Source organism: Chryseobacterium flavum, from assembly GCF_003385595.1.
Classification (GTDB): domain Bacteria; phylum Bacteroidota; class Bacteroidia; order Flavobacteriales; family Weeksellaceae; genus Chryseobacterium; species Chryseobacterium flavum.
Genome location: NZ_QNUE01000015.1, coordinates 57,101 through 80,946 on the forward strand (window position 1 = coordinate 57,101; position 23,846 = coordinate 80,946).

31 protein-coding genes are annotated in these 23,846 nt (G+C 37.6%); 23 read left to right on the top strand and 8 right to left on the bottom strand.

Annotated features, from left to right (window positions below):
* Positions 1–23: 23 nt before the first annotated feature.
* The 7 genes from DRF59_RS16545 to DRF59_RS16575 all read right to left on the bottom strand — a co-directional run bounded on the left by DRF59_RS16545 (position 24) and on the right by DRF59_RS16575 (position 5,732).
* A complete protein-coding gene (locus DRF59_RS16545) occupies positions 24–416 on the bottom strand; it encodes a DoxX family protein (RefSeq protein WP_115962708.1) in 393 nt (130 codons plus the stop codon).
* Between the two features lie 68 nt (positions 417–484).
* Positions 485–1,261 carry a DUF1223 domain-containing protein gene (locus tag DRF59_RS16550; RefSeq protein WP_115962711.1) on the bottom strand — a complete coding sequence of 259 codons (777 nt, stop codon included), beginning with the start codon at positions 1,259–1,261 and terminating at the stop codon, positions 485–487.
* Between the two features lie 204 nt (positions 1,262–1,465).
* Positions 1,466–2,227, bottom strand: a complete 762-nt coding sequence (locus DRF59_RS16555; protein ID WP_115962714.1) for a LytR/AlgR family response regulator transcription factor — start codon at positions 2,225–2,227, stop codon at positions 1,466–1,468.
* Positions 2,208–3,224 (bottom strand): sensor histidine kinase, encoded by a 1,017-nt coding sequence (locus DRF59_RS16560; protein WP_115962716.1) that lies wholly within the window; start codon positions 3,222–3,224, stop codon positions 2,208–2,210. The genes DRF59_RS16555 and DRF59_RS16560 overlap by 20 nt, the downstream gene beginning before the upstream one ends.
* A gap of 188 nt (positions 3,225–3,412) precedes the next feature.
* Positions 3,413–3,841, bottom strand: a complete 429-nt coding sequence (locus DRF59_RS16565) for a hypothetical protein (RefSeq protein ID WP_115962719.1) — start codon at positions 3,839–3,841, stop codon at positions 3,413–3,415.
* Positions 3,838–4,827, bottom strand: a complete 990-nt coding sequence (locus DRF59_RS16570; protein WP_115962722.1) for a heme-binding domain-containing protein — start codon at positions 4,825–4,827, stop codon at positions 3,838–3,840. Before DRF59_RS16570 ends, DRF59_RS16565 begins: the two co-directional genes overlap by 4 nt.
* Before the next feature lie 158 nt (positions 4,828–4,985).
* Positions 4,986–5,732, bottom strand: coding sequence for an SDR family oxidoreductase (locus tag DRF59_RS16575; protein WP_167456689.1), 747 nt, complete (start codon positions 5,730–5,732; stop codon positions 4,986–4,988).
* 102 nt (positions 5,733–5,834) lie between these two features.
* Between DRF59_RS16575 and DRF59_RS16580 the strand changes: the two genes are divergently transcribed.
* On the top strand, positions 5,835–6,170 hold the full coding sequence (locus DRF59_RS16580; RefSeq protein ID WP_115962819.1) for a winged helix-turn-helix transcriptional regulator: 336 nt from the start codon (positions 5,835–5,837) through the stop codon (positions 6,168–6,170).
* Between the two features lie 91 nt (positions 6,171–6,261).
* On the opposite strand, the gene DRF59_RS16585 is transcribed toward DRF59_RS16580, so the two are convergent.
* Positions 6,262–8,481 carry an NADP-dependent isocitrate dehydrogenase gene (locus DRF59_RS16585; RefSeq protein WP_115962725.1) on the bottom strand — a complete coding sequence of 740 codons (2,220 nt, stop codon included), beginning with the start codon at positions 8,479–8,481 and terminating at the stop codon, positions 6,262–6,264.
* 168 nt (positions 8,482–8,649) lie between these two features.
* Between DRF59_RS16585 and tpx the strand changes: the two genes are divergently transcribed.
* From tpx to DRF59_RS16700, 22 genes are all read left to right on the top strand, one after another.
* Positions 8,650–9,147, top strand: a complete 498-nt coding sequence (tpx, locus tag DRF59_RS16590; protein ID WP_115962728.1) for a thiol peroxidase — start codon at positions 8,650–8,652, stop codon at positions 9,145–9,147.
* A 74-nt stretch (positions 9,148–9,221) separates the two neighbouring features.
* Positions 9,222–9,569, top strand: a complete 348-nt coding sequence (locus tag DRF59_RS16595) for a VOC family protein (protein ID WP_206606752.1) — start codon at positions 9,222–9,224, stop codon at positions 9,567–9,569.
* Between the two features lie 11 nt (positions 9,570–9,580).
* Positions 9,581–9,985 carry a glyoxalase superfamily protein gene (locus DRF59_RS16600; RefSeq protein ID WP_115962734.1) on the top strand — a complete coding sequence of 135 codons (405 nt, stop codon included), beginning with the start codon at positions 9,581–9,583 and terminating at the stop codon, positions 9,983–9,985.
* An 86-nt stretch (positions 9,986–10,071) separates the two neighbouring features.
* A complete protein-coding gene (locus tag DRF59_RS16605) occupies positions 10,072–11,277 on the top strand; it encodes a DUF763 domain-containing protein (RefSeq protein ID WP_115962737.1) in 1,206 nt (401 codons plus the stop codon).
* A gap of 195 nt (positions 11,278–11,472) precedes the next feature.
* Complete coding sequence (locus DRF59_RS16610) at positions 11,473–12,063, top strand: Crp/Fnr family transcriptional regulator (protein ID WP_115962739.1); 591 nt, start codon at positions 11,473–11,475, stop codon at positions 12,061–12,063.
* A 77-nt stretch (positions 12,064–12,140) separates the two neighbouring features.
* Entirely contained in the window at positions 12,141–12,554 is a 414-nt protein-coding gene (locus tag DRF59_RS16615; RefSeq protein WP_115962742.1) for a VOC family protein, read from the top strand.
* A 29-nt stretch (positions 12,555–12,583) separates the two neighbouring features.
* Positions 12,584–13,045 carry a hypothetical protein gene (locus DRF59_RS16620; protein WP_115962745.1) on the top strand — a complete coding sequence of 154 codons (462 nt, stop codon included), beginning with the start codon at positions 12,584–12,586 and terminating at the stop codon, positions 13,043–13,045.
* 53 nt (positions 13,046–13,098) lie between these two features.
* A complete protein-coding gene (locus tag DRF59_RS16625; protein ID WP_115962748.1) occupies positions 13,099–13,623 on the top strand; it encodes a DinB family protein in 525 nt (174 codons plus the stop codon).
* A gap of 3 nt (positions 13,624–13,626) precedes the next feature.
* Positions 13,627–14,403 (top strand): alpha/beta fold hydrolase, encoded by a 777-nt coding sequence (locus tag DRF59_RS16630; protein WP_115962750.1) that lies wholly within the window; start codon positions 13,627–13,629, stop codon positions 14,401–14,403.
* 93 nt (positions 14,404–14,496) lie between these two features.
* Entirely contained in the window at positions 14,497–14,928 is a 432-nt protein-coding gene (locus DRF59_RS16635) for a VOC family protein (RefSeq protein ID WP_115962753.1), read from the top strand.
* A 76-nt stretch (positions 14,929–15,004) separates the two neighbouring features.
* Positions 15,005–15,418 carry an SRPBCC family protein gene (locus DRF59_RS16640; protein ID WP_115962756.1) on the top strand — a complete coding sequence of 138 codons (414 nt, stop codon included), beginning with the start codon at positions 15,005–15,007 and terminating at the stop codon, positions 15,416–15,418.
* A 33-nt stretch (positions 15,419–15,451) separates the two neighbouring features.
* Complete coding sequence (locus tag DRF59_RS16645; RefSeq protein WP_241505612.1) at positions 15,452–15,694, top strand: DNA-directed RNA polymerase subunit alpha C-terminal domain-containing protein; 243 nt, start codon at positions 15,452–15,454, stop codon at positions 15,692–15,694.
* Positions 15,695–15,876: 182 nt separating this feature from the next.
* The gene (locus DRF59_RS16655) at positions 15,877–16,743 is read left to right on the top strand and encodes a VOC family protein (protein WP_115962761.1); all 867 of its coding nucleotides are present in this window, start codon (positions 15,877–15,879) and stop codon (positions 16,741–16,743) included.
* Positions 16,744–16,789: 46 nt separating this feature from the next.
* On the top strand, positions 16,790–17,623 hold the full coding sequence (locus DRF59_RS16660) for an SDR family oxidoreductase (RefSeq protein WP_115962764.1): 834 nt from the start codon (positions 16,790–16,792) through the stop codon (positions 17,621–17,623).
* 93 nt (positions 17,624–17,716) lie between these two features.
* Complete coding sequence (locus DRF59_RS16665) at positions 17,717–18,145, top strand: SRPBCC family protein (protein WP_115962767.1); 429 nt, start codon at positions 17,717–17,719, stop codon at positions 18,143–18,145.
* A gap of 42 nt (positions 18,146–18,187) precedes the next feature.
* Positions 18,188–18,643: an SRPBCC family protein gene (locus tag DRF59_RS16670; RefSeq protein WP_115962770.1), complete on the top strand. Its 456-nt coding sequence runs from the start codon at positions 18,188–18,190 to the stop codon at positions 18,641–18,643.
* 31 nt (positions 18,644–18,674) lie between these two features.
* On the top strand, positions 18,675–19,133 hold the full coding sequence (locus tag DRF59_RS16675; RefSeq protein WP_115962772.1) for a DoxX family protein: 459 nt from the start codon (positions 18,675–18,677) through the stop codon (positions 19,131–19,133).
* Between the two features lie 173 nt (positions 19,134–19,306).
* A complete protein-coding gene (locus DRF59_RS16680; RefSeq protein ID WP_115962775.1) occupies positions 19,307–21,313 on the top strand; it encodes a S9 family peptidase in 2,007 nt (668 codons plus the stop codon).
* Between the two features lie 284 nt (positions 21,314–21,597).
* The gene (locus DRF59_RS16685; RefSeq protein ID WP_241505613.1) at positions 21,598–22,152 is read left to right on the top strand and encodes an RNA polymerase sigma factor; all 555 of its coding nucleotides are present in this window, start codon (positions 21,598–21,600) and stop codon (positions 22,150–22,152) included.
* Between the two features lie 11 nt (positions 22,153–22,163).
* Entirely contained in the window at positions 22,164–22,490 is a 327-nt protein-coding gene (locus DRF59_RS16690; protein WP_115962781.1) for a hypothetical protein, read from the top strand.
* An 86-nt stretch (positions 22,491–22,576) separates the two neighbouring features.
* Positions 22,577–22,834, top strand: a complete 258-nt coding sequence (locus DRF59_RS16695) for a hypothetical protein (protein ID WP_115962784.1) — start codon at positions 22,577–22,579, stop codon at positions 22,832–22,834.
* A gap of 119 nt (positions 22,835–22,953) precedes the next feature.
* Positions 22,954–23,601, top strand: a complete 648-nt coding sequence (locus DRF59_RS16700) for a J domain-containing protein (protein ID WP_115962787.1) — start codon at positions 22,954–22,956, stop codon at positions 23,599–23,601.
* Positions 23,602–23,846 lie beyond the last annotated feature (245 nt).

The window sequence follows — 23,846 nt, forward strand, 5'->3', positions numbered from 1 at the left end:
GGTAATTTATAGATGTTTGATTATTAATCCTCTCCAAAAACCAGTTCAGGAGAATAAAGTTTTCTGAACATTAAGTAAGTAACCGAAAGCACGAAGAATGCTATAATGGCATCTATAGTTGCCGGAAAGCCAAGAACGGCAATTTTTGAAAAAAAGGCAAAAATGATATCAAAAAACATTCCTGCAAATACCCATTCCTTTAATCTCAGTAATCTGTCGGGAAGCAGAAGGACCAGTATACCCGAAATTTTGAAAACCCCTAAAATGTAAATGAAATGCGGAGGATAGCCAAGCTGCTGGGTAATATCCCATACAACAGGATTTTTTGTAAGTTCAAAGAAGCCGCTGGCTCCAAACCATAGAGACATGAAAATAGCTCCGGACCAATAAATGATTTTTGTTGTTTTTGTTTTCATTGTGATGTTATTTTAATTGTTATTGTTGTAGGTTAAATACGTGTTGTATGAAAGGGAATAGAGAATATTTAGTTGAAATCTGCTTTTGCTGAGCCTGAGATTTCTCCTGTTTTCGGATTTTGGATAAAGGCAATGATTTCCCAATTCTCCGGTACAAAATGATCAGGAGTTTTGAAGGATGATACTCCTTCACTCTGTTTATTCAGTAAGATCTGATTTTGCTTATGAACAATTTGCCAGTGCTGTAAATGACGTCCTTCATTTTCACCTTTACCTACTTTTGTGGAAGATTGTTTCTCAATAAGGCTGATGAGTAAAATATTTCTGGAATCAGTGGTCCCTGTTTTAAAGGAAGCTCTGATTTTATCTCCTGAAACGGTTACAGACAGGTCAATAGGGATATTTTTACTATTAAATAATGCATTTTGAATCGCTGTAGACACTGCATTGGTATCAGAACCCACAAATTCGTTTTTTCCATTAACAACCAGCTGTGGAGTGTAGGTTTGTGAATTCAGTATACTGCTGTATTGCTGTTGACGTTGTGAGTTTTCAACGGAACTGAACCGGTCTTTCCATCCGAGACGGTTCCAGTAGTCTACGTGATAAGACAGAATGTAAACCGGCTGGTTTTTGTATTCTTTTTCAATCTGTCCCATCAGTTTATCCGCTGGCGGACAGCTTGAGCAACCTTCAGATGTGAAAAGTTCCAGGACAGCGAATCCTTTATTTTCAGCAGCTGAGACAGGAGATATTTCCTGAGTTTTATTTTTCTGTACAAAGGCAAAGGCAGCAAATAGAAGTAGAGTGAAGGCACTCACTGTGATTAAGTTTTTAAGTATCATATCTTTAATTTTGATTCAAAAGTAGAATCTCAATAGAAGATAAAGAATACAAAAAAGGTTCAAACGGACAAATCTGAAGGGGAAACCGGAAATTGGGAGGGGGATATTTTGTTTCATAGTGATATCAATATGAAATAAAAGAACCCCGATCATAACAATCAGGGTTGAAATATTTCAAAATTGGTGTGCTTCCGGTTTCTCCTGTTATCTGTCTTCCAGCCAACTGAAAAAACTATGTGTTTTTTCTTTATTGATCAAAAGTTTCTCAGGAGTATCAACCACCAGCTTAACAAGAATTTTACGCTGGAAATAATGTTCCATTTCCCTGATCGCTTTAAAATTAACGAGATATTGCCTGTTAACCCTGAAAAACTGTTTGTCCGACACCTGCTCCGCAATCTGGCCAAGAGGCTGGCTGAGCTGAAACTGTTCCTTACTGAAGGTAACCAGGTGTGTGATCTCATTATGAATATAAAAGTAAGCAATACTTTCTGTGGGAACAGTGGTGTACTTCTGATTTTTAAAAACCAGAAAGCTGCTTTTTCCTTCAGGCTGTTTTATCTTCTGTAAAAAAGATTCCAGATCAGGCAGTTCGTCTTTTTGGAAAAATTTTTTTAATTCATCAACCTTCTTCAGGGCTTCAGCAATATCTTCCCTGGAAAAAGGTTTCAAAACGTAATCTATCCCTTTACTTTTAAAAGCATCCAGCATATATTGGTCAAAAGCAGTACAAAAAACTACAGGACAGGTAATTTCGACGGCTTTGAAAATCTCAAAAGAAAGACCGTCTGAAAGCTGGATATCCATAAAGATGAGATCGGGTTTCGGCTCTTTGGTTAATGCTTCTATACTGGTTTCTATACTGTCATAGACTCCTGAGATCCGGGAGTCTGGTTTTAAATCTGCAATGAGGTTCTGAAGAGATTTTGCAGCTCTGAATTCGTCTTCAATGATGATGATATTCATGAATTAAAGGGAGTTTTATCTGGAAAATTTTTTCGTCTGAATGAATAATAATGTCTTGTTCTAAAAGATGCTTATAACGCATTTTGATATTATCAAGCCCGACTCCGAGGGAATCTTCCAGGGTTATTTTGCGTTGTATAGGATTCTCAACAATGATTTTGTCATTGGTATTGTAAATTCTGATATGTAAAGGCTTACTTTGTGATACTACATTATGCTTAATGCAGTTTTCTACCAGCAGCTGAAGGGTGAAAGGAGGAATGAGGGTTTGTTCAGTTTCTTTTTCCAGCAGATTGGTGAATGTAATTCCTTCTCCGAATCGGGCTTTCTGCAGGAAAAGATAGGCCTCTACAATTCTCATTTCTTCCTGAACACTGATCAGGTCTAATTTCCTGCTTTCAAGGGTAAACCTGTAAAAATCAGAAAGCTTAATGATAAAGTCTGTGGTTTCCTCATCATTGGTTTCTGCCATTAATTTCAGGGTATTTAAACTGTTGAAAAGAAAATGCGGATTGATCTGCTGTTTTAAAAGTTCATACTGAGCCCCAAGGTTATCACTTTTTACTTTTTCCAGTTCAAGCTGTATCTGTTGTCCCGTATAATTGTTCTGAAGTAGAGTTAAAAACATATAACATACCAGGTTAATCAGTATTCCCCTTACTTCAACCATCAGCATAACCGGTCCGAAATTGATATGGGAAAGGATCAGCTGCTGGATCCAGGCCAGTCCGAACATGATCACCATACCAAAGGCTAAAATAACAAGCAGCCTTGAATAGGAAATATGTTGCCTGCGCTTTCCGGCAGAACGGTTCAGCATATAGATGTTTATATACCACATGATAATTGAAAATGCGGCTGTTATGGCTGAATTTACTACAGCTTCTTTCCAGTTGAATTCATGGGATGCAAGCTGAGGAACGGATGATAAAATACCCAGAAAAATTGAGCTTATCCAGATTACCGCCTGCGAAATTTTTATTTTTTGCTGTTGCATGAGAACTGCAGATTTCAAAAGGTTAAATTAATGTTTTTTATTGGTAAAAATGAAAAATATTAATGATTATAAATATATGATGGTAAATTGATAATGGTGTGCTTATTTGGTCTGTTAATTTTTACTGTTTATTGAGTATTAATTTGCTTGATAAATACACCTTTAACAAAATAAGTCCAAAACTGGTCTTAAGGCCTGCTTACCGGTTTATAGCTCATAAAGTACTGTATTCTTTCTTTTTCCGACTGATTGTTTTTATCTGTACTTTGGTTTTTATAGGATACAGTTCCCAGGTGATCTGTTTTTACTGTTTCAATGCTTACCAGTTCGCCGGTAATGGTTCCTCCTGTATACTGAGGGTTGTCATGATAACGCCATGTTACCAGCTTCATAATGCTTCCTGCTTCAGGCTGGCTGGCTGTTTCTGACAGAGATCTGAATGCCTGGTCATTTCCATATAAAGCTGACATTGTTTTTTTTCCAGGATTAAGGGAGGTAGAAATAAACTTCAGGTTTTCGGGATCAAAAACTGTTCTTGTAAGACCGTTATCCTTATTTTCTTTGCATGAGACAAACATTGTGAAACCTGCTATGAGGATTAATATTGTATTTTTCATTGTTTCTGTAAGTTTTGTATTAATCTTTGTGTATTGACTTTCATAGGAACATCAAAAAGATATCCTGTTTTTTCTGCGAGCTGCCTGTGACATGCAATACAGGATTCCCTGGCAAATGAAGCAGATTTTCCGGTCGGATGAAGGTCGTCTCCTGAGAATTTTGCAAAGCCCCAGCCTTCGGTATCCTGGTATTTTTTAGAGTCTTTTACCATGAACTGGGCATTGATGAATTTTCCGGCCCTGATTTCTCCATCAGGTAACTCTTCCTGCTTCCATACCGATTTCACTACAATACTTCCCTCCGGCCACGGATGAAAGTTTTCTGTTTCCACAGCTTTTACTGCAATGTCATTTCCGTAGATCACCCGGATTGAATGGTCAAAAAGCGTACTCATACTGATTACTTTCCAGTTTTTAAAGTCATCGGTATACTGTACTCCATTTGGTGATATGGGAAAGCCTGAGGATTTTGGAGACTGTGTTTCAGACGTTGTATGCGCAGGCTGATTGATGGTTATATGGGATAACGAGGGTTTTGCAGAAGATAAAGAAAGGGTGTATTTTTTTATGGTTTCGATGTCCTTCTCTGTAATTTTAGCTGCCGGATGAAGAAGCGTATATTCATGGAGAGGCATTTTGCCACTCTGCATCATATTTAGAATAGCATACATTTTACCCTGGTGCTCAGCAGGAGAGATGTTCTCCCATTCCGAAAAATTAAGAACTTCCCTTGCTCGTTTAATGTCTTTATTAACAGCCCATGAAACAGGCGCAATCTTATCATACCAGCTCAGGTTCTGCTGGTTGGAATGGCAGTTAAAGCAAGAGTTTTCCAGAATTGCAATAACTTCCCGTGGTGCTTCTATTTTCCGGGTAACAGGTTTCCCTTCCAAAGGGCTGCTGAATAACTGCAATCCTCCGAAGATTCCCAGTATAGCCAGAAAAGCAATGGCAACAAGATTTCTTTTTTTCTTTACGGTGTTCATATGAGATTGTTTTTATGAGTCAAAAGTAGGCCCGGTAGAACGGTCCTGAAATGGAAGACAGGTTAAAACCGACAAAAAAGAAGCTGAATTCGGAATTTCAAGGGCTGAAAATAAAAATACCGGTAATGAAAATTACCGGCACTGTGAATAATGTGATATTATAACGTGATTCCGCCATCTATAACAACCTCTGTTCCGGTGATGAACCCTGAAGCCCTGCCATCAGATAAATAAGAAACAAGTGTGGCAACCTCTTCCGGAACGCCCATTTTTTTCAATGGTATCTGATCGGTAAGCTGGTCATTGATATGTTTGAGAGTGTCTTCATCCAGGCCGGCTTTGCTCATGATTTCTGTTTTAATAGGTCCGGGACTAACAATATTGACTCTTATTTTTCTGGGAGCCAGCTCTGCAGCCGCCGTTTTAGCAATAGAGTTTAATGCCGCTTTACTGGCCTGATAGACGGAGCTGTTGGGTTTATAGGTAGAAGCAACAATAGAAGAAAGAAATACCACTGAGGCCCCATTATTCAATATGGGAGTGAATTTGCTTAAGGTAAAATAAGCTCCCCTGAAGTTGATATTCATGACCTGATCAAAATTTTCGATATCCATATTTTCAATTGACGTCATGCTTCCTGTAATTCCTGCGTTGATAAAGAGAATATCTACCTTACCGAATTGCTGTTCCACATTGTTTTTCAAAACACGGATGTCTTCAATATCCGCCTGGTCAGCTACGAAGGGAACGGCTCCAAGCTCCTGTGCTGCTTTTTCCACCGCATCTTTTCTTCTTCCTGTAATGATCACTGTTGCTCCTTCTGAGATAAGTTCTTTAGCTGTAGCATATCCGATTCCGCTATTCCCGCCGGTTATTACAGCTAGTTTGTTAGTGAATTTTTTCATTTTTAAAATTTTTTGACAAAGTTATTTCAAAATGGTATACTTTTGTAATCAGTATAATAGAGTATATCAGTATCATTTATGATATCACTTAACTTTGCAATTATGGAAAGAGATCAAAACGAAGAACTCAGAGCTTTACAGGACACGCTTTATTTTATCGGAGGGAAATGGAGGATTCCCATAATCAATTCGATTTGCAACGGAAACCGTAGATTCCGGGAAATTGAAAGGAGTATTCCGGGAATTACGACGAGAATGCTTTCTAAAGAACTGAAAGATATGGAACTGAACAAACTGGTAAAACGTACGGTATATCCTGAAACACCTGTTTTAATAGAGTATGAACCTACCGGATACTGCCGGACATTCGGAAAAATCATTACAGAGATGATTAATTGGGGGAGGGAACACAGGAGAGTGATTGTGGAGGACAGGTAAGATAGAAATGAATGCTGTCTGAGAAAGTATTTATTAGTAAAAAAGCTCCTTAAAAAAGGAGCTTTTTTATATATAATTTGAAACAGAAAAATTAGATTCCGTCAATAATTTCATTTAACACAGTACTTGGTCTCATTGCCGCATACGTTTTATACGTGTCAGTTTTATAGTATCCGTCAATATTCTGAGGTTTTCCCTGAGCACCGATCAGTTCAGCATTGATTACAGCTTCATTTTCCTGCATTGCTTTGGCAACCGGAGCAAAGTGAGCAGCTAATTCAGCATCAACAGTCTGGTTAGCTAAAGCTTCAGCCCAATACATTGCCAGATAGAAATGAGAACCTCTGTTGTCAATCTGACCTACTTTTCTTGCAGGAGATTTATCTGTAGCCAGGAATTTAGCGTTTGCCTCATCTAAAGCATCAGCTAAAACCTGAGACTTTGTATTGTTCTGAGTTTGTGCAAGGTGTTCTAAAGATGCCTGAAGTGCTAAAAATTCACCCAGAGAATCCCATCTTAAATATCCTTCTTCAAGGAATTGGTCAACGTGTTTTGGAGCAGAACCTCCGGCTCCGGTTTCAAATAAACCTCCACCGTTCATTAATGGAACAATAGAAAGCATTTTTGCAGAAGTACCCAGCTCAAGGATTGGGAATAGGTCTGTTAAATAATCTCTCAATACGTTTCCTGAAACGGAGATCGTATCTTTACCTTCTCTTGCTCTCTTAAGCGTTTCAGTCATGGCATCTTTTACATCAAGAATTCTGATGTCAAGACCTGTTGTATCATGGTCGGCAAGATATTTTTCTACTTTTTTGATGATTTCCCTGTCGTGAGCTCTTCCTTTATCTAACCAGAAGATAGCAGGAGTATCAGATAATCTTGATCTGTTAACGGCTAATTTTACCCAGTCCTGAATAGGAGCATCTTTAGTCTGGCACATTCTGAAGATATCGTCTTTTTCTACTTTTTGAGAAAGAAGAACATTTCCGGCTTCATCCTGAACTTCTACAGTTCCATCTGCTGATACCTGGAACGTTTTATCGTGAGAACCATATTCTTCTGCTTTCTGAGCCATTAAACCTACGTTCGGAACAGATCCCATTGTAGTAGGGTCCAATTTTCCGTGCGCTTTCATATCATCAATTACAGACTGATAGAAGCCAGCATAAGAACGGTCAGGAATAATACAAACTGTATCCTCCTCATTTCCGTCTTTGTTCCACATTTTACCTCCTCCTCTTACAAGAGCAGCCATAGATGCGTCAACAATGATGTCAGAAGGTACGTGGAAGTTGGTAATTCCTTTGTCAGAGTTTACCATGGCCACTCTTGGTCCTTCAGCCAATGCTTTTTCAATATCAGCTTTGATGTCAGCTTCCTGAGCGTTTCCTTTAATTTTTTCAAAAAGATCAGCAAGACCGTTATTTGGATTGATGTCTAAAGACTTGAAGGTCTCAGCATACTTAGTAAATACTTCTTTGAAGAAAGTCTCAACGATAGCCCCGAAAATAACCGGATCAGAGATTTTCATCATGGTTGCCTTAAGGTGGGCAGAAAGAAGTACATTTCTTTTCTTAGCTTCTTCGATAGCCTCCTGAACGAATGCTTTTAAAGCTTTTAAGTTCATTACAGAAGAATCGATAACCTCTCCGGCCTGAAGACCTGCAAAATCTTTTAATACAGATTCAGAACCGTCATTTCCTTTGAATACGATTCTGTATTTTGTAGCGTTTTCTAATGTTGTGGAAGTTTCCGTTCCATAGAAATCACCATTGTTCATATGGGCTACGTCTGTTTTGCTGTCAGATGCCCAGTCACCCATTCTGTGAGGATTGGCCTTTGCATAGTTTTTAACAGCCTTTGGTGCACGTCTGTCAGAATTTCCTTCTCTTAATACAGGGTTTACAGCACTTCCCAATACTTTGGCATATTTAGCTTTGATCGCTTTTTCTTCGTCATTTTTAGGCTCTGCAGGATAGTTTGGAACTGCGAAACCTTTAGATTGTAATTCTGCAATAGCAGCATCCAGCTGCGGAACAGAAGCTGAAATATTTGGTAATTTAATGATGTTTGCATCTGGTTGAGTGGCTAATTGCCCCAGCTCTGCCAAAGCATCACCGATTTTCTGGTCGTCTTTTAAAAATTCAGGGAAGTTGGCTAAAATCCTTCCTGCCAAAGAAATATCCGGAACTGCAATCTCAATGTTTGCTGATTTTGTGAAAGCCTTTACAATCGGTAAAAACGAATGGGTAGCAAGCATTGGAGCTTCATCAGTAAGTGTGTAATAGATTTTTGATTTTTCTGACATTATACTGTTATTTATTATTTGATAATTAAGTCCCACAAATTTAGTTAAAATTTAAATTGGGGGAGGAATCCTGCACTCAGTTTTTTTGCTTTAAGATTAATTTAACCTTTGTTTCATTGAAAAAAGCAAGTATTTTGACTAAATTTGAAAAACTTTAAAAATAAAATTATGTCAACCATTACTCTAAAAGGAAACGAAGTACACACAATAGGAACATTACCGTCAGTAGGAACCACTGTTAAAGATTTTGCCCTGGTAGACTCAGGTCTGAATGTAAAAACACTTCAGAACTTTGAAGGAAAGAAAAAAGTATTCAATATTTTTCCGAGCATTGATACCCCGACCTGTGCAGCCTCCAGCAGAAAATTTAATGAAGAAGCAGTGAAACTTGATAACACGGTGGTGATTAATGTATCAAAAGATCTTCCTTTTGCATTAGGCAGATTCTGTGCTGCAGAAGGTCTCAATAATGTTGAAACCCTTTCAGATTTCAGAAGCAGCTTCGGTGACGATTATGAAGTAACGATTACAGACTCCCCTTTAAAAGGATTATTGAGTCGTGCCGTGATTGTTACAGACGAAAACAACAAAGTTGTTTATACTGAGCAGGTTCCGGAAATAGCCGACGAACCTGATTATGAGGCTGCACTTGCAGCATTGAAATAAACAATAAATAATGAAATAATGAAAAGCCTTGTGAAATTTATGTAAATTCACAAGGCTTTTTAAATATAAATATTATGGTCAAAAGAATTGTAGCTAATATAAAAACTGATGATATCCCGAAAGCAGGACTTTTTTATCAGGATATTTTAGAACTTGAAATTTTGATGGATCATGGCTGGATCAGAACACTTGGAAATGATGAGCAAGCAAAAGTTCAGCTCAGTTTTGCCATACAGGGAGGAAATGATACAGAAGTTCCGGACCTGTCAGTTGAAGTAGATGATGTGGATGATATTTACACTAAAATGAAGAAAGCCGGTTTTGAGATTGTGTATCCTGTTACCAATGAAGAATGGGGAGTACGCAGGTTTTTTGTGAAAGATCCTTTTGGAAAACTGATCAATATATTGTCTCATCAATAAAAAGTTCAGAGATGGAGGCAAAACAGATCATCCCGGTTCTCAGAATTTTTGATTACCGGAAAACAATTGAATTTTATATAAACTGGCTTGGTTTTGAAATAGTCTGGGAACATCATTTTGAAGAAAATACTCCTGTTTACATGGAAGTAAAGAAGGATAATATCATTCTTCATCTGAGTGAACATCATGGTGACGGAACTCCCGGAAGCCATGTTTTTATCTGGGCAGACGGAATCAGTGAATACCATAGGGAGCTGCTTGCTAAAAAATATAAATACAATCGTCCGGGACTTGAAAAAACCTTTTATAATGCTGTTTCTTTTACTGTAAATGATCCCTTTGGAAATAAAATTATTTTCAACGAAGAATTTGATGAAGAAAAGCATGGCTCTCTGGAATTTTATTCAATTCATTGACTGCCTGTTTTAAAACTGAATAATGATCCTGATCATTAAAAATTAAAATTAATAAAACTACCTTTACAATTTCAAAACGACATATAATGAAACGTTCAGGAACTGCAGATTTACCCCTTCATTACGGCAAAGTACCACCTTGGCTGTATGAGCGTATGTCTGTTCTCGGATTGTCTGTCATCGAAGTCATTCTCATGGATTATGGTAAGGATGAGGTATTGCGCCGGCTGGCTGATCCGTTCTGGTTTCAGAGTTTTGGAGCGGTAATGGGGATGGACTGGCATTCTTCAGGAATTACCACTTCTGTAATGGGTGCTTTGAAACGTTCCATCAATCCCAATTCCGGTTCATTAGGCCTTTATATTTGCGGAGGGAAAGGGAAGTTTTCAAGGGAAACTCCTTCAGAGCTTATCCGTATTGCTGATAAAACCGGGTTAAACGGAACAGAACTTGTACGGGCAAGTAAACTTTCAGCTAAGGTTGACAATACGGCTATTCAGGATGGTTATCAATTGTATCTGCATAATTTTATCCTGTCTGATAACGGGAACTGGAGCGTTATTCAGCAGGGAATGCATGAATCAGACGGAACAGCCAGGCGATATCACTGGCATTCGGAAAATATAAAATCTTTTGTGGAAGAACCTCATACAGGAATAAATGGTATTTCAAGAGGCCGGATTCTAAATCTTACCGCTACAGAAGCTTCAGATAACAGAAAAGGTATTCTGGATATTTCCCATACAGACTCGGCAGAGATCATGAAAGATTTTTCAAGACTGATTCTCCCGGGGCATCATGATGTGCGGGCTTCGGATGTGGATTTAAAACGGTTGGGAGCTCTTCTCTATGTTACCCGTGAGCAGCAGCCACAGGATTTTGAAGATCTGTTGTTGCTGGAAGGGGTGGGGCCAAGGACAATGCAGTCATTAGCTCTGGTAAGTGAAGTGATTCACGGTGCCCCGTCAAGGTTTACAGATCCGGCAAGATTTTCTTTTGCCCATGGAGGAAAAGACGGTCATCCTTTCCCCGTTCCTACCAAAACATATGATGAAAGCATTACTATTCTCAGAAAGGGAATAGAAAGATCAAAACTGGGTAACTCTGATAAATTAAATTCCCTGAATAAGCTTCATCAGATCGTTACAACTGCTGAGAAAGATTTTACTCCTGATTTTGATATTCAGCAGGTTATCGAAGAAGAAAGACAAAACTCCTGGCGATTCGGAGGGAAAACTGTTTTTGGTGATGCCCAAAAGCCCGGAAAACCTATTCAGTTGTCTTTATTTTAGCCATTTACTTTTTATTTAGTGATTTTTAAGCAATCAACATGGAGATTAGAACAATTGTTTAATTTTTGTTTTTTGTCTTATTGTTTTTGTTTCAATAGTATAGCGGTTATTTTTTTAAGGTTTTAATGATTTGTTTAATTTTATTGTCGTTAATTGAATTAAAAATTTTATTTTTAAAACCTTAAAATAGAACTGATGACCAGTAAAGCCTTAGAAATATGCTATGATTTCCCTTTTTTTCTTCAGGAAGAGCTTGATGAGATATTTCAGGCACATGAGAAAAAGTCTTTCCAAAAAGGAGACTTTATTCTTGAAGAAAGTAAAACGGCTAACGAGTATTATATTTTGGAAAGTGGTCTGGCCCGTTCATTTGTTAATGATTTCAACGGAAATGAAGTGACCACTCATTTCTTTGTGGAGAACGAGGTGATTATCGAAGTCTCATCTTTATTTCAAAGGATTCCGTCCCAGGAAAACATTGTTTGCATTACAGATTGTGAATGCTGGAAATGCGATTACAATACATTTCAGGATTTATTTCATAAAATCCCTAACCTCAGGGAATGGGGCAGATCATGGATGTCAAAAGAACTTTTTGACTATAAACAAAGGTCAGTTGAAATGTTTACACTCTCTGCTACAAAAAGATATCTGAACCTGCTGGAGCAAAAACCGAAAGTGGTACAATTTGCCCCGTTAAAACAAATTGCTTCCTACCTGGGAGTTACCGATACGTCTTTAAGCCGCATTCGTAAAGAATTGGTTTCCCATCCAAAGAAAAATTAAATCTTGCCTTATGACAAGTTAATTTTCATTGCCACTTGGTAATTTTGGTTACAAGTTTAACACCAAAAATTACAACAATGAAAATTAACCAGATTTATGTCAACCTACCGATAAAAGACGTAGAAAAAACCAGGGCATTCTGGACGAAGCTTGGATTTACTGTTAATGAACAGTTTTCTAATGAAAAAGCAATATGTGTCGTAATGAAGGAAGACCATATCTATACCATGTTTCTTAAAGAAGATTTTTTCCAGACTTTTACCAACAGGCCTTTTGCTAAAGGAGATACAACCCAGGTGCTTCTTGCTGTGGGAGTAAGCAGCCGTGAAGAAGTAGATCAGATAACAGAGACCGCTTTAGAGAACGGAGGGTCTAAATATAGTGAGCCTATGGACCACGGATGGATGTATCAAAAAGCTTTTACTGATATTGACGGCCATCAGTGGGAAATATCATATATGGACATATCACAGTTCCCTTCAGAACAGTAATAGCAGCAGTAACACTTATTATTCATTCGATGGAAACAAAATCAAACGAAATAGAATTTGTAAAAAATCAGGTGACCAGTACTTTTTATCTGGTCTCTATGAATACAGAAGGTATTACCCATGAAGAATCAATGGTTTTTCCCAATAATGAAGCCAATAGTATGAACTGGATTCTGGGACATCTGATCTACATCAGAAATGCTTTCCTGAATATACTTGGCGAAGAGTCTGTATGGGAAGCAGAAAAATTCTCATGTTATAACCGCGGGGCAGTTGCTTTGGAAAGGAAGGATGAGTTTATACATTTTGAAGAATTAAAAACGTATATGAAAAAGTCCCAGGACAGGCTGGAAGCAAAACTTAATACTCTTGACGGTTTTGCTGCTGAAAAAACGAAGGATATTTCAACGCTCTGCCTGCATGAAATCTATCACAGCGGACAGCTGGGTTATCTCCGGAGAATCCTGGGAAAACCCGGGGCCATAAAATAAGTGACAGACATTAAAGATGTACCCGTAAAATCAAATCCATAAAAATATTAAAAATGGACACTCCAAAATCAAAAAAAACAGAAGTCGTAGCTCCGGCTTACAGAATGCATACCCAAAGCTTTATCAATGTTTTGGACGGCATTTCTGAAGAAGATGCATTAAAAAGAATTGAGAATAAAACCAATCATATGGTTTGGATGGCAGGAAACTTTGTAAATATGCGCTACGGTATGGGAAGCGTATTGGGACTCCAGGACGAGGATCCCTACAATAATCTTTTTTTCCAGGGAAAAGCTCTGGACGAAAGCATTACTTATCCTTCTTTGGCTGATCTTAAGAAAAATTTTCATGAGATTTCTCCAAAAGTTTATCAGAAATTATTAAACATAACGGATCAAGAACTGGATGAGATTTTTGAAGTCGGTATGAATGTGCCTTTTATCAAAGAAACCAAACTAAGTTTTATTGGAATGTGTATTGGCCGTGAAGATTATTTGTGCGGGCAGATGGGATTGATGCGCAGAATTCTGGATTATCCGGGAATGAAATATGATATGGACGAAAATATTAAGTATTAATCTATGGATCCAAAAGAAAAAGGATATAAGCAGGTTAATGGGATCCGGATGTACTATGAGATCTACGGTGAAGGGGAACCTTTGGTACTGATTCATGGCGGAGGCTCTTCTATTCTGTATGATTTCAGGGAAGTTATTGCAAGGCTTGAAAGTAAATTTCAGTTAATCGGGGTTGATCTTCAGAATCATGGAAGAAGTGATCACCGTTACGTTCCTGAAACCTTTGAGCAGGATGCGGATGATGTTGCCGCCCTTTTGGGGGAGCTTCATATTGCCAAAGCTTCATTCTGGGGTTTCAGTAACGGAGGAAGTACTGTTATGCAGATCGCCCACCGTCATCCCGGCATAGTAGACAAACTGGTTGTAGCGTCAGCGTTCTATAAAAGGAATGGTATGATTGACGGTTTTTTTGAAGGGATGCAGGAAGCCACTTTTGATTCGATGCCGGAACCTTTTAAGATCAATTTTTTAAGTTTAAATCCGGATTTTTCAAAACTTGAAAATCTTTTTGATAAGGATTGTAAGAGAATGCAGACTTTTGAAGATTGGGATGATGAGGTGCTTACCTCAATACAGTCACCTGCATTATTCATCAGTGGTGACAAAGATGTAATGAAGCCTGAACATACCCTGGCAATGTGGCGTTTGGTAAAGGGCTCACAGGTGATGATACTGCCGGCAACACATGGCATTTATATGATGGCGGATTTTGATGGCAGTCTGGATACAAACTTAATCGACTTTACCGTAAAGGAAGTAGAAAAATTTTTGAACCTATAAATTTTGTCATCCGGTCAAGCAATGATCAGACTTTATGAAAAAGTTCAATGTTAGAATCTTACATTTAATAATAACACTTTAAAATTAAAAATCATGGCTAAATTAAATCCGTACCTGAATTTCGACGGAACCGCAGAAGAAGCGTTCAAATTTTACAAATCCGTTTTTGGAGGGGAATTTCTTGGTGAAATTCATAAAATGGGAAATGCTCCGGGAACTGAAAACCTTTCAGAAGAAGAAAAAAACAGAGTAATGCATATTGCCCTGCCTATCGGGAATGATCTGCTGATGGCATCAGATATCGTTCCGGGGTTCGGACAAACCCTGACGGTTGGAAATAATAATTATGTTTCTATTTTTCCGGAATCAAGAGAAGAAACAGAAAGGCTTTTTAAAGGACTTTCAGAAGGCGGAAATATTGAGATGCCGCTTGAAGATCAGTTCTGGGGAGATTATTTCGGAAGTTTCCAGGATAAATATGGGGTTCATTGGATGGTGAACTATAATGAAGAATATGCAAAATAGTCTTATATTTAACTAATTATAAAAGGGCGTCCGATATTTGGGCTGCCCTTTGCCTAATCACTTAAAATATAGAACTATGGACCCAATTACGATTGACATTACAATTTTAGCCCCTGTAGAAAAGGTTTGGAATTATTTTAATGACCCTAAGCATATCACCAAATGGAATTTTGCCAACGACAGCTGGCAATGTCCAAGTTCTGAAAATGACCTGAGAGTGGGAGGAAAATTCAAAAACAGGATGGAAGCTAAAGATAAAAGCTTCGGATTTGATTTTGAAGGAATATATGATCAGGTTACTCCTTATGAAAGAATAGAATATCATATTGCTGACGGAAGAAAAGTGACGGTAATCTTTAATAAGATTGATGAGAATACCACCAAAGTTACTGAGATCTTTGATCCGGAAAAGCAAAACTCTGTGGAAATGCAAAGAGAAGGCTGGTATGCAATACTCAATAATTTCCATAAATACGTTGAGAATCACTAAAAATTTTTTGAAGCCATGATCAATTTAGTTATCATGTCAAAGAGTTTAAACTCCATTTATACCCTTAATTATAATCCTGAAGAAGATTTTCTGTATGGTGTTATTGCCATACCTGCAAGAAAAGCTTTAGAGAAGGAAAAAATAAATTCCCTTGAAAAGCTGTCCGATTATTCAGAAAAAGAAATCATGCAGCTCCACGGTTTTGGGAAAAACACGATAGAAAAACTGAAGAATCACATGAAAGAGAATCAGGTGTTTTTTAAGGAAATAGAATAGGTAAATCTGAAAAGATAAACTTTTAATGTCAAAACATAATCTGTGGCAGCAAAGGCATAAGGTTTTTCTTTTGCTGCAGTATGCAGATTTTTCCTATCGGTAAGGTATATAAAAAACTCACAGCTTAACGGAATCCGTTCAGTCTGGGAGTGTATAAACAATATTATTTTAAAATTAAAACTATGAATAAAGATATTTTTCCATGTCTCTGGTATGACGGAGATGCCAAACAATCTGCAGAATTTTACTGTAAAGTATTTAACGGTGAGATTACAGCGGATACTCCTGTTGTAGTGAATGTAGACCTTTTCGGACAACGGCTGATGTTGTTGAATGGAGGTCCGCAATTTAAAAAAAATCCTTCTGTATCCTTTATGGTGATCTGTGAGACAGAAGATGAGGTTCAAAGATATTGGGATAAACTGGTAGAAGGGGGAATAGTCCTGATGGAGCTGGGATCTTATTCATGGAGTAGAAAATACGGCTGGGTACAGGATAAATTTGGAGTAACCTGGCAGTTATTTCTGGGAGAAAAAAGAACGGAACAAAAAATCATTCCTACCCTTATGTTTATTCATGGGAATAATGGTAAAGCAATGGAAGCAATGCAGCTTTATACACAGGTTTTTCCGAATTCCAGTATCGGAAATGTGTTAAAATACGGTGAAGGAGGAGAGGGGCATACCATTCCGGAACCGGCAGAAAACATTCAGCATGCGCATTTTATTATTGATAACTACAGTTTGTTCTGTATGGATAATTCTTATGATCATCAGTTTGATTTTAATGAAGGAATTTCAATGGTTGTAATGACTGACGATCAGCAGCAGACGGACCATTACTGGAATGCCCTGACTTCAAACGGGGGAAGAGAAAGTATGTGTGGATGGCTGAAAGATAAATATGGCTTAAGCTGGCAGATTGTCCCAAAAAGGCTGATCCAGTTAATGAATGATTCTGATCAGGAAAAAGCACATAAGGTTGTTCAGGCTATGATGAAAATGCAGAAAATTATTATTCAGGATCTGGAAGATGCGTATAGGTCTTAAATATTTTCGGCTTGCTGTTTGATGTGATTAAGCTAAAGATTTGCTTATGAAAACACAGAACAAGTCACAATCCAAATCAAAAGTCCCTAATGAAGGGATATTTCCGGAGATCATCCGGGATGACTATCAGGGAAGCCGGAAATTACTTGAAAAAAAAGCAGTGATTTCCGGCGGAGACAGTGGAATAGGGCAGGCAGTAGCTGTTCATTTTGCACGGGAAGGAGCAGATGTTGCGATCATCTACAAAGAAAGTGATGATGATGCAAAAGAAACCCAAAGGCTGGTTGAAAAAGAAGGGAGGACATGTATCCTCATCAAAGGTGATCTTACTAAAAAAGCCTTCAGGACCAAATGTGCGGAAACGATTAAAAAGGAATTGAAAAGGCTGGATATTCTTGTCAATAATGCAGGAATTCATACCTCAAAGAACAGCCTTGAAAAAATTACTGATGAACAGATCCGGGAAACGTTTGAAACCAATATCATGTCGATGATTTCCTTTACAAGGAACCTTCTGCCATTTATTCATGAAGGAGGGCGGATTATTTGTACCACCTCTGTCACTGCTTACCGGGGAAGTAATCATCTTATAGATTATGCCGCCACGAAAGGGGCAATACTGTCCTTTATCAGGTCAATGGCTGATAACCTGGCTGAAAAAGGAATTCTTGTTAATGGTATCGCTCCCGGGCCAATATGGACCCCTTTGGTAAAAGAAGCTTTTGATGATCTTGAGTCATTTGGGAAAGACACTCCTTTGAAGAGAGCGGGACAGCCTTCTGAAGTGGCCCCGGCTTATGTTTTTTTAGCATCCAGGGATGCCAGCTATATAACCGGCGAAGTCATACATATCAATGGGGGAGATTTTGTTGGAGGATAGAAAGAAGTTATAAGCGACGATAGAACATTTGTCCGCTCAGAAAACTCTAAAATTCTCAGACTCCCGAACCTTACACCACCAAATATTTAAAATATGGAACGATTATCATATGAAATAGAAATTAATGCCGAGCCCGAAAAAGTATGGAGTGTGCTTTGGGGTGACATTACCTACAGACAATGGACAACAGCTTTTACAGATGGCTCTTTTTACGAAGGAGTGCTCGAAGAAAATAATATCATCAAATTTCTTGATCCTAAAAATAACGGAATGTACAGCAGGGTAAAAAAAGTGATTCCTAACCAAGAAATAACATTCCTGCATCTGGGTGAGATTTATGATGGTATTGAAGTCCCGCAGGATTGGGGTGAGGCTACAGAAGCCTACTTCCTGGAGGAAAATGAAGAAGGAACCTTACTGAAAACAGAAATTCAGACTCCGGCAGAATTTAAAGAATTTTTTGAAGAGAAATTCCCAAAAGCAATGTCCCTTGTTAAACATCTTTCGGAAAATCAGCTGTAGGAGCTGCTAAGAAATTAGATTATAAATCACAAAAATTAACATATGGAAACACTATCGTACGAAACAGAAATTAATGCACCCCTGCAAAAAATTTGGGATATTCTTTGGGGACCAGACACTTATAGTGAGTGGACAAAGTATTTCGGTGCCGGATCTAAAATGAAATCAGACTGGAAGATAGGAGGAAAAACCTATTTTGTTAATGATAAAGGAGAAGGAATGGTTTCTACTATTGACAGTTTGGACGAACCTAACCAGATTGTTTTTAAACACCTGGGAATGGTAAGCAATGGAGTGGAAGATACTCAGAGTAAAGAAGTAATGGAATGGAGCGGATCATTTGAAAAGTATTTTCTTACTGATCTGGATGGTAAAACAAAACTGCATGTAGAAGTACAGGTTGACAAAGAATGGGAAGACGATATGAACAGCGGTTTTACAAAAGGACTAATGGTTGTGAAAAGCCTGGCAGAAGGAGTCAATCTGACTACAGTATAAAGTAAAGCTATAGTGCCATCCCGGAGAAAACATGAAATTATTAATAATCCTTTTTGTAACATTTATTCTGTCTTTACTGGGATCATTTATATTCCTCGGAAGACCTGATGTTTTATTTTCAGGAAATTTAGGAATGGCTGTTTTCATTATTTTTACGGGCCTTTCCCATTTTAAGTTTCAGAAAGGAATGGAAATGATGATTCCTGATTTTATTCCTGCCCGGATGTTCTGGGTATATTGTACAGGATTCCTGGAAATTGCTGCGGGAATCGGACTGATGATTCCTGTGATCAGGGAAATAACGGCAGTTTTACTGATTATTTTCTACATATTGGTTTTTATAGCAAACATTAATTCATCCAGAAAAAACATTAATATTTTCAAAGCTGACCATACCGGACCAGGAATGAGGTACCTGTACCGGCAAAGGATTCCGATGCAGGTTATCCTGATAGTCTGGACATGGTATTTTGGAATATATCTGAATTAAACAAAAGACAGCCCTGAAGGCTGTCTTTTGTCTATACATTGAAAATATTTTTCATTGAGTGTTGAATAATGTAACGTTTTACTAAATTCAGATGTCTAATTAAGAAGTATTGATTCTTTAGCGATATGTAAAGTTCAGCTAAGATCAGAGTTTTAATTTAAAACGTACACTATATGAACATCAATTACAAAATTTTAACCACTGCAAATATTATAATCTCTGCCATTATGATCAACGCACAAAGCTCAACGGCAAAACTGCCGGGTGATCCAACATTGCCATCTTCCAAAGCTAATCTTGAGAAACTTGTTTCTTATGACAAAGGAAACTTCAAATACAAAGTTGAAGATTATTTCGCAAGACCAAAAGCTTCTGCATTTAAACTGTCTCCGGACGGTAAATATCTTTCCTACAAAGAAAAAGATCAGGACCGGAAAAATCATGTCTATGTCAAGGAACTGAGTACCGGAAAAATTACCAAGGCGATTGTAGAAAAAGATGACCTGATTAAAAACTATGGATGGCTTAACAAACAACGGCTTTTTTATACCCAGGACAAAGGAGGGAATGAAAACATCCATCTGTATGCTGCGGATATTGATGGTAGCAATCTCAAAGATCTGACTCCATTTGACGGAATCACTTTAGGAACAATAATTCCTATAAAAGATACTGATTTTGTTGTGGTAAGCATGAATAAAAACAATAAACAGATCTTTGAACCCTATAAAATTAACTTCATTACAGGGGAAATGACCCAGCTGTACGAAAATAAAAATGTCAATAGCCCTATTGATGATTATATCTTTGATAAGGATGGGAATCTGAGAGGATATACCGTTCTGGAAAACGGACTGACTACTAAAACCTATTATAAAGATTTGCAAAGCGGGACATTCAATCTTGTTAAATCAACAGACTGGTCCGATACGTTCAGTATTATCCGTTTTAATGATAACTCAAAAAATAAGGACGAAGCTTATGTGGTTACAAACCTTGACAGTGACAAAGCAAGGATTGTTTTGTATGACTTAAAGAAAAATGCAGTGATCAGGGAAGTATATTCCAATCCTGTATATGATGTAGGTTCTATAAGTGTTGCCGGCAAAAACAGGAACTATGAACTTGATTATATCAGTTATAACGGGATAAAAGGAGAGACGGTTCCCATGAGTAAATTTTATAAGGAAATAGACGATCAGTTAAAAGCCCGGTTTAAAGATAAAGAATTTGGTATCGTGTCCTCGGATGATAATAATGATAAGCTTCTGGTCATTGTCGGAAGTGATAAACTGTACGGAACTTATTATGAATACGATACCAAAACGAAAAATCTTAAACTTCTTTATAACCTGATGCCACAGCTGAAAGAAGAGGATATGGCAGAGATGAGGCCTATTGAATTTAAAAGCAGGGATGGTCTTACAATCCGCGGATATATTACATTGCCAAAGGCTGCATCAGAGGGTAAAAAAGTTCCGTTAATCGTAAACCCTCACGGAGGACCGCAAGGTATCAGAGATGACTGGGGATTTAATCCGGAAGCTCAGTTATTTGCAAGCAGGGGATATGCCACGCTTCAGGTGAATTTCAGGATATCGGGTGGTTACGGAAAAGAGTTCCAGAAAGCAGGGTATAAGCAGATCGGAAGAAAAGCAATGGATGATGTGGAAGACGGGGTGAAATATGCAATCAGCCAGGGTTGGGTAGATAAAGATAAGGTGGCGATATACGGCGGAAGTCATGGAGGATACGCTACCTTGATGGGGCTGATCAAAACTCCGGATCTGTATGCATGCGGTGTTGATTATGTAGGAGTGTCAAATATCTTTACCTTTTTTGATTCTTTTCCGGAATACTGGAAGCCTTATAAAGAAATGGTAAAACAGATTTGGTACGACCTTGATAATCCTGAAGAAGCTAAAATTGCTAAAGAGGTTTCTCCTGTATATCAGATTGATAAAATTACAAAGCCATTGTTTGTGGTTCAGGGTGCAAATGATCCGAGGGTAAACATTAATGAGTCTGATCAGATTGTCAAAGCAATGCGTGCCAAAGGGTTTGAAGTTCCTTATATGGTAAAATATGATGAAGGGCATGGATTCGGAAAAGAATCCAACAGGATAGAGCTGTACAAATATATGCTGGGATTCTTTGCAGAAAATTTTAATAAAAAATAGGTAAGCTGATTTTTTTAATCATAGGCGGAAGGTATAAGGCCTTCCGTTTTTTTATTGCGGTGAGTGAATGGATTAGTAAATGCTAATAGGCAGGAAATTTTTAAGACCCGTATTTAAATAGGATATAGATGCATTTATTATTCCAATTAAAAGAAAAATGAAGCGGTCTAAAAAACTGATGAATAAAAGAAAAGCCGGATTTTAATAAAAAAATTTTAAATTTATTAAAGTAAAACCCAAAAGATGATCGTCATAGCAGTATGGAGGTTGTCGAAAAAGTAACAATGCCACAGAAGGAGAAAGAAAGCATCATCTCACAAACCGTTTCCAACTACGGAGGGAAGCTGATGTCTTATATTCGTCCCAAAGTGAAAAACGCGGAAGATGCAGAAGATATTCTGCAGGAGGTGTGGTACCAGTTCAGTAGCCTTACCAATCTTTCTGAGATTGTGAATATCGGTGGCTGGCTGTACAGGGTAACGGCTAATAAAATCACTGACCGTTACCGTAAAAAGAAAACAGAAAACCTTGAAGATTTTGTTTATGAAGATGAAGACGGAAGTTTTTCCATCAAAGATATTTTATTATTGGATGAAAGTGCGGGTCCTGAAGTAAAAATGTTTCAGGATGAGATCTGGAAGAAGCTGTTTGAAGCACTGGATGAGCTTCCCGAAAAGCAAAGGCTGGTATATGTTGAAAATGAACTGAACGACAAAACCCTCCAGGAAATTGCCGATGAACAGGGAGAGAACATTAAGACCATCATCAGCAGGAAAAATTATGCTGTGAAGCATTTAAGAAACAGATTGAGAAAATTATACGAAGATTTAAAAAGTTAGAAAAAGAAATTATGAATCATAAACACAAAAAAGGCTGGATTTTTTTATTGTTATGCCCGCCATTAATCCTTCTGGCTGTTACATGGATTGTCATGTTGCTTTGGAACTGGCTGCTTCCTGAAATTCTTGGTGTGAAGGCCATTACATTCTGGCAGGCCATGGGAATCCTGATCTTAAGTAAAATTCTTTTTGGAGGTTTTGGTAAAGGGGTAAAGGATTTTAAGGAGCATAAAATGAGACAGAGAATGGAAGGGCTGTCTCCTGAAGAAAGAGAAAAATTTAAAGAAGTATGGCGTAATAAATGTTCAGGTGGATTCTTCAATAGAAATAACGAATAATTTAAAATTTTAGAAGTAGTAAAGTAAAATTAAAATTGATTCGTCTATATAAAAAAAGAAGTAGTAAAATTTAAAATTTTGAAAAAATGAAAAACTCAGCATTAAAAGGCGCTCTTGGAGCATTAGCTGTTGTGGGGGTAGCAATGATTGCTAAAAAAGCCGCACAAAGAAAAAGATTTATCAAAGGTATTTTTGATGAATATGGAATCAAAGAAAGATCCCCTTTCGGATTAGCCGATAAGATAAGGGAAATGAATGAAGAAGAATACCAGGAACTGAAGGGAAAATTCAAAAAAGAATTCAGCTCAAAATGTTGCAGAAAAGAAAATATCTACGAAGCATAATAGTAAAATACTAAATTGAAATTGTTTAATTCCGGCGCGGGAAGCTCTGCTTCCCGCGCCGGAAGTTTTAATTAAAATTCCGATACAAAAAAAATAAATCCCTATTTTTGTATTGCTCAATGAAAGATTACTATTATTTTCTCGGTATATCACAGGATGCTTCAGAAGAAGACGTCAAAAAAGCTTATCGGAAGTTATCTTTAAAATACCATCCGGATAAAAATGACAATGACGATTTTTTTGCGGACCGGTTCCGTGAGATTCAGGAGGCTTATGAGACATTAAGTGATCCGGTAAGAAGACGTACCTATGATCAGAATCTGGAAAGTCATCAGAGAAGTTTCAGATATAATATTCCACCGGCAATCAAAACTTTTACTGCGAATAAAATTCATGCTAAAAAAGGAGAAGAGATCATTATCACCTGGCAAACAAGCAATGCTGATGTTGTAAAAGTGTTGCCTTTCGGTTTGGAAAAGCCTTATGGTGAAAGAATATTTAAGATAACGGAATTTAAAGAAGGGAAGTTCCAGCTTTTGCTTCATGCAACAAATTCTTTATTACATAAAACTGTTGTTCAGGGAATTACCATCACAGAAGTTTTTGATAACGATTCTGAAAAGTTCAAAAACACGGTGGAAGAAATGTTTAAGCCACAACCCCGAACACAGATAAACAAGTCCGGTCAGCCTAAAATTGTGATGTTACTTTTGGGATTGGCAATATTAGCCGGTGCTGTATATTTTCTGATAAAAAATTTCAGCTAGTTTATGCCATTTTTTTCCTTCCGGGGCATTTTTTACATCTTTTCCCTTTCTTGAATTTTTTACAGCAGGACTTTTTTTCACAAAACATCTCTTCATTATTAAAAGAGAAAGCAGGAGCCAATGGCGGAACTTTAAACGGAGTTATCATATTCATGTTGCAAATATATTAATTTAGAATAAATATAATTAATAAAATTGTATAATTTTCTAAAAACCTGATGAATAGCATCTGGAAAGAACCCGGA

Excerpts from the sequence above, each read along its gene's own strand:
- DRF59_RS16675 (WP_115962772.1), top strand. The coding sequence starts at position 18,675 with ATGAAATTATTAATAATCCTTTTTGTAACATTTATTCTGTCTTTACTG.
- DRF59_RS16595 (WP_206606752.1), top strand. The coding sequence starts at position 9,222 with ATGGTCAAAAGAATTGTAGCTAATATAAAAACTGATGATATCCCGAAA.
- DRF59_RS16575 (WP_167456689.1), bottom strand. The coding sequence starts at position 5,732 with ATGAAAAAATTCACTAACAAACTAGCTGTAATAACCGGCGGGAATAGC.
- DRF59_RS16660 (WP_115962764.1), top strand. The coding sequence starts at position 16,790 with ATGAAAACACAGAACAAGTCACAATCCAAATCAAAAGTCCCTAATGAA.
- DRF59_RS16605 (WP_115962737.1), top strand. The coding sequence starts at position 10,072 with ATGAAACGTTCAGGAACTGCAGATTTACCCCTTCATTACGGCAAAGTA.
- DRF59_RS16610 (WP_115962739.1), top strand. The coding sequence starts at position 11,473 with ATGACCAGTAAAGCCTTAGAAATATGCTATGATTTCCCTTTTTTTCTT.
- DRF59_RS16565 (WP_115962719.1), bottom strand. The coding sequence starts at position 3,841 with ATGAAAAATACAATATTAATCCTCATAGCAGGTTTCACAATGTTTGTC.
- DRF59_RS16570 (WP_115962722.1), bottom strand. The coding sequence starts at position 4,827 with ATGAACACCGTAAAGAAAAAAAGAAATCTTGTTGCCATTGCTTTTCTG.
- DRF59_RS16560 (WP_115962716.1), bottom strand. The coding sequence starts at position 3,224 with ATGCAACAGCAAAAAATAAAAATTTCGCAGGCGGTAATCTGGATAAGC.
- DRF59_RS16555 (WP_115962714.1), bottom strand. The coding sequence starts at position 2,227 with ATGAATATCATCATCATTGAAGACGAATTCAGAGCTGCAAAATCTCTT.
- DRF59_RS16545 (WP_115962708.1), bottom strand. The coding sequence starts at position 416 with ATGAAAACAAAAACAACAAAAATCATTTATTGGTCCGGAGCTATTTTC.
- DRF59_RS16550 (WP_115962711.1), bottom strand. The coding sequence starts at position 1,261 with ATGATACTTAAAAACTTAATCACAGTGAGTGCCTTCACTCTACTTCTA.
- DRF59_RS16690 (WP_115962781.1), top strand. The coding sequence starts at position 22,164 with ATGAATCATAAACACAAAAAAGGCTGGATTTTTTTATTGTTATGCCCG.
- DRF59_RS16580 (WP_115962819.1), top strand. The coding sequence starts at position 5,835 with ATGGAAAGAGATCAAAACGAAGAACTCAGAGCTTTACAGGACACGCTT.
- DRF59_RS16685 (WP_241505613.1), top strand. The coding sequence starts at position 21,598 with ATGCCACAGAAGGAGAAAGAAAGCATCATCTCACAAACCGTTTCCAAC.
- DRF59_RS16635 (WP_115962753.1), top strand. The coding sequence starts at position 14,497 with ATGGCTAAATTAAATCCGTACCTGAATTTCGACGGAACCGCAGAAGAA.
- DRF59_RS16655 (WP_115962761.1), top strand. The coding sequence starts at position 15,877 with ATGAATAAAGATATTTTTCCATGTCTCTGGTATGACGGAGATGCCAAA.
- DRF59_RS16585 (WP_115962725.1), bottom strand. The coding sequence starts at position 8,481 with ATGTCAGAAAAATCAAAAATCTATTACACACTTACTGATGAAGCTCCA.
- DRF59_RS16620 (WP_115962745.1), top strand. The coding sequence starts at position 12,584 with ATGGAAACAAAATCAAACGAAATAGAATTTGTAAAAAATCAGGTGACC.
- DRF59_RS16600 (WP_115962734.1), top strand. The coding sequence starts at position 9,581 with ATGGAGGCAAAACAGATCATCCCGGTTCTCAGAATTTTTGATTACCGG.
- DRF59_RS16695 (WP_115962784.1), top strand. The coding sequence starts at position 22,577 with ATGAAAAACTCAGCATTAAAAGGCGCTCTTGGAGCATTAGCTGTTGTG.
- DRF59_RS16640 (WP_115962756.1), top strand. The coding sequence starts at position 15,005 with ATGGACCCAATTACGATTGACATTACAATTTTAGCCCCTGTAGAAAAG.
- DRF59_RS16630 (WP_115962750.1), top strand. The coding sequence starts at position 13,627 with ATGGATCCAAAAGAAAAAGGATATAAGCAGGTTAATGGGATCCGGATG.
- DRF59_RS16665 (WP_115962767.1), top strand. The coding sequence starts at position 17,717 with ATGGAACGATTATCATATGAAATAGAAATTAATGCCGAGCCCGAAAAA.
- DRF59_RS16680 (WP_115962775.1), top strand. The coding sequence starts at position 19,307 with ATGAACATCAATTACAAAATTTTAACCACTGCAAATATTATAATCTCT.
- DRF59_RS16625 (WP_115962748.1), top strand. The coding sequence starts at position 13,099 with ATGGACACTCCAAAATCAAAAAAAACAGAAGTCGTAGCTCCGGCTTAC.
- DRF59_RS16615 (WP_115962742.1), top strand. The coding sequence starts at position 12,141 with ATGAAAATTAACCAGATTTATGTCAACCTACCGATAAAAGACGTAGAA.
- DRF59_RS16670 (WP_115962770.1), top strand. The coding sequence starts at position 18,188 with ATGGAAACACTATCGTACGAAACAGAAATTAATGCACCCCTGCAAAAA.
- DRF59_RS16645 (WP_241505612.1), top strand. The coding sequence starts at position 15,452 with ATGTCAAAGAGTTTAAACTCCATTTATACCCTTAATTATAATCCTGAA.
- DRF59_RS16700 (WP_115962787.1), top strand. The coding sequence starts at position 22,954 with ATGAAAGATTACTATTATTTTCTCGGTATATCACAGGATGCTTCAGAA.
- tpx (WP_115962728.1), top strand. The coding sequence starts at position 8,650 with ATGTCAACCATTACTCTAAAAGGAAACGAAGTACACACAATAGGAACA.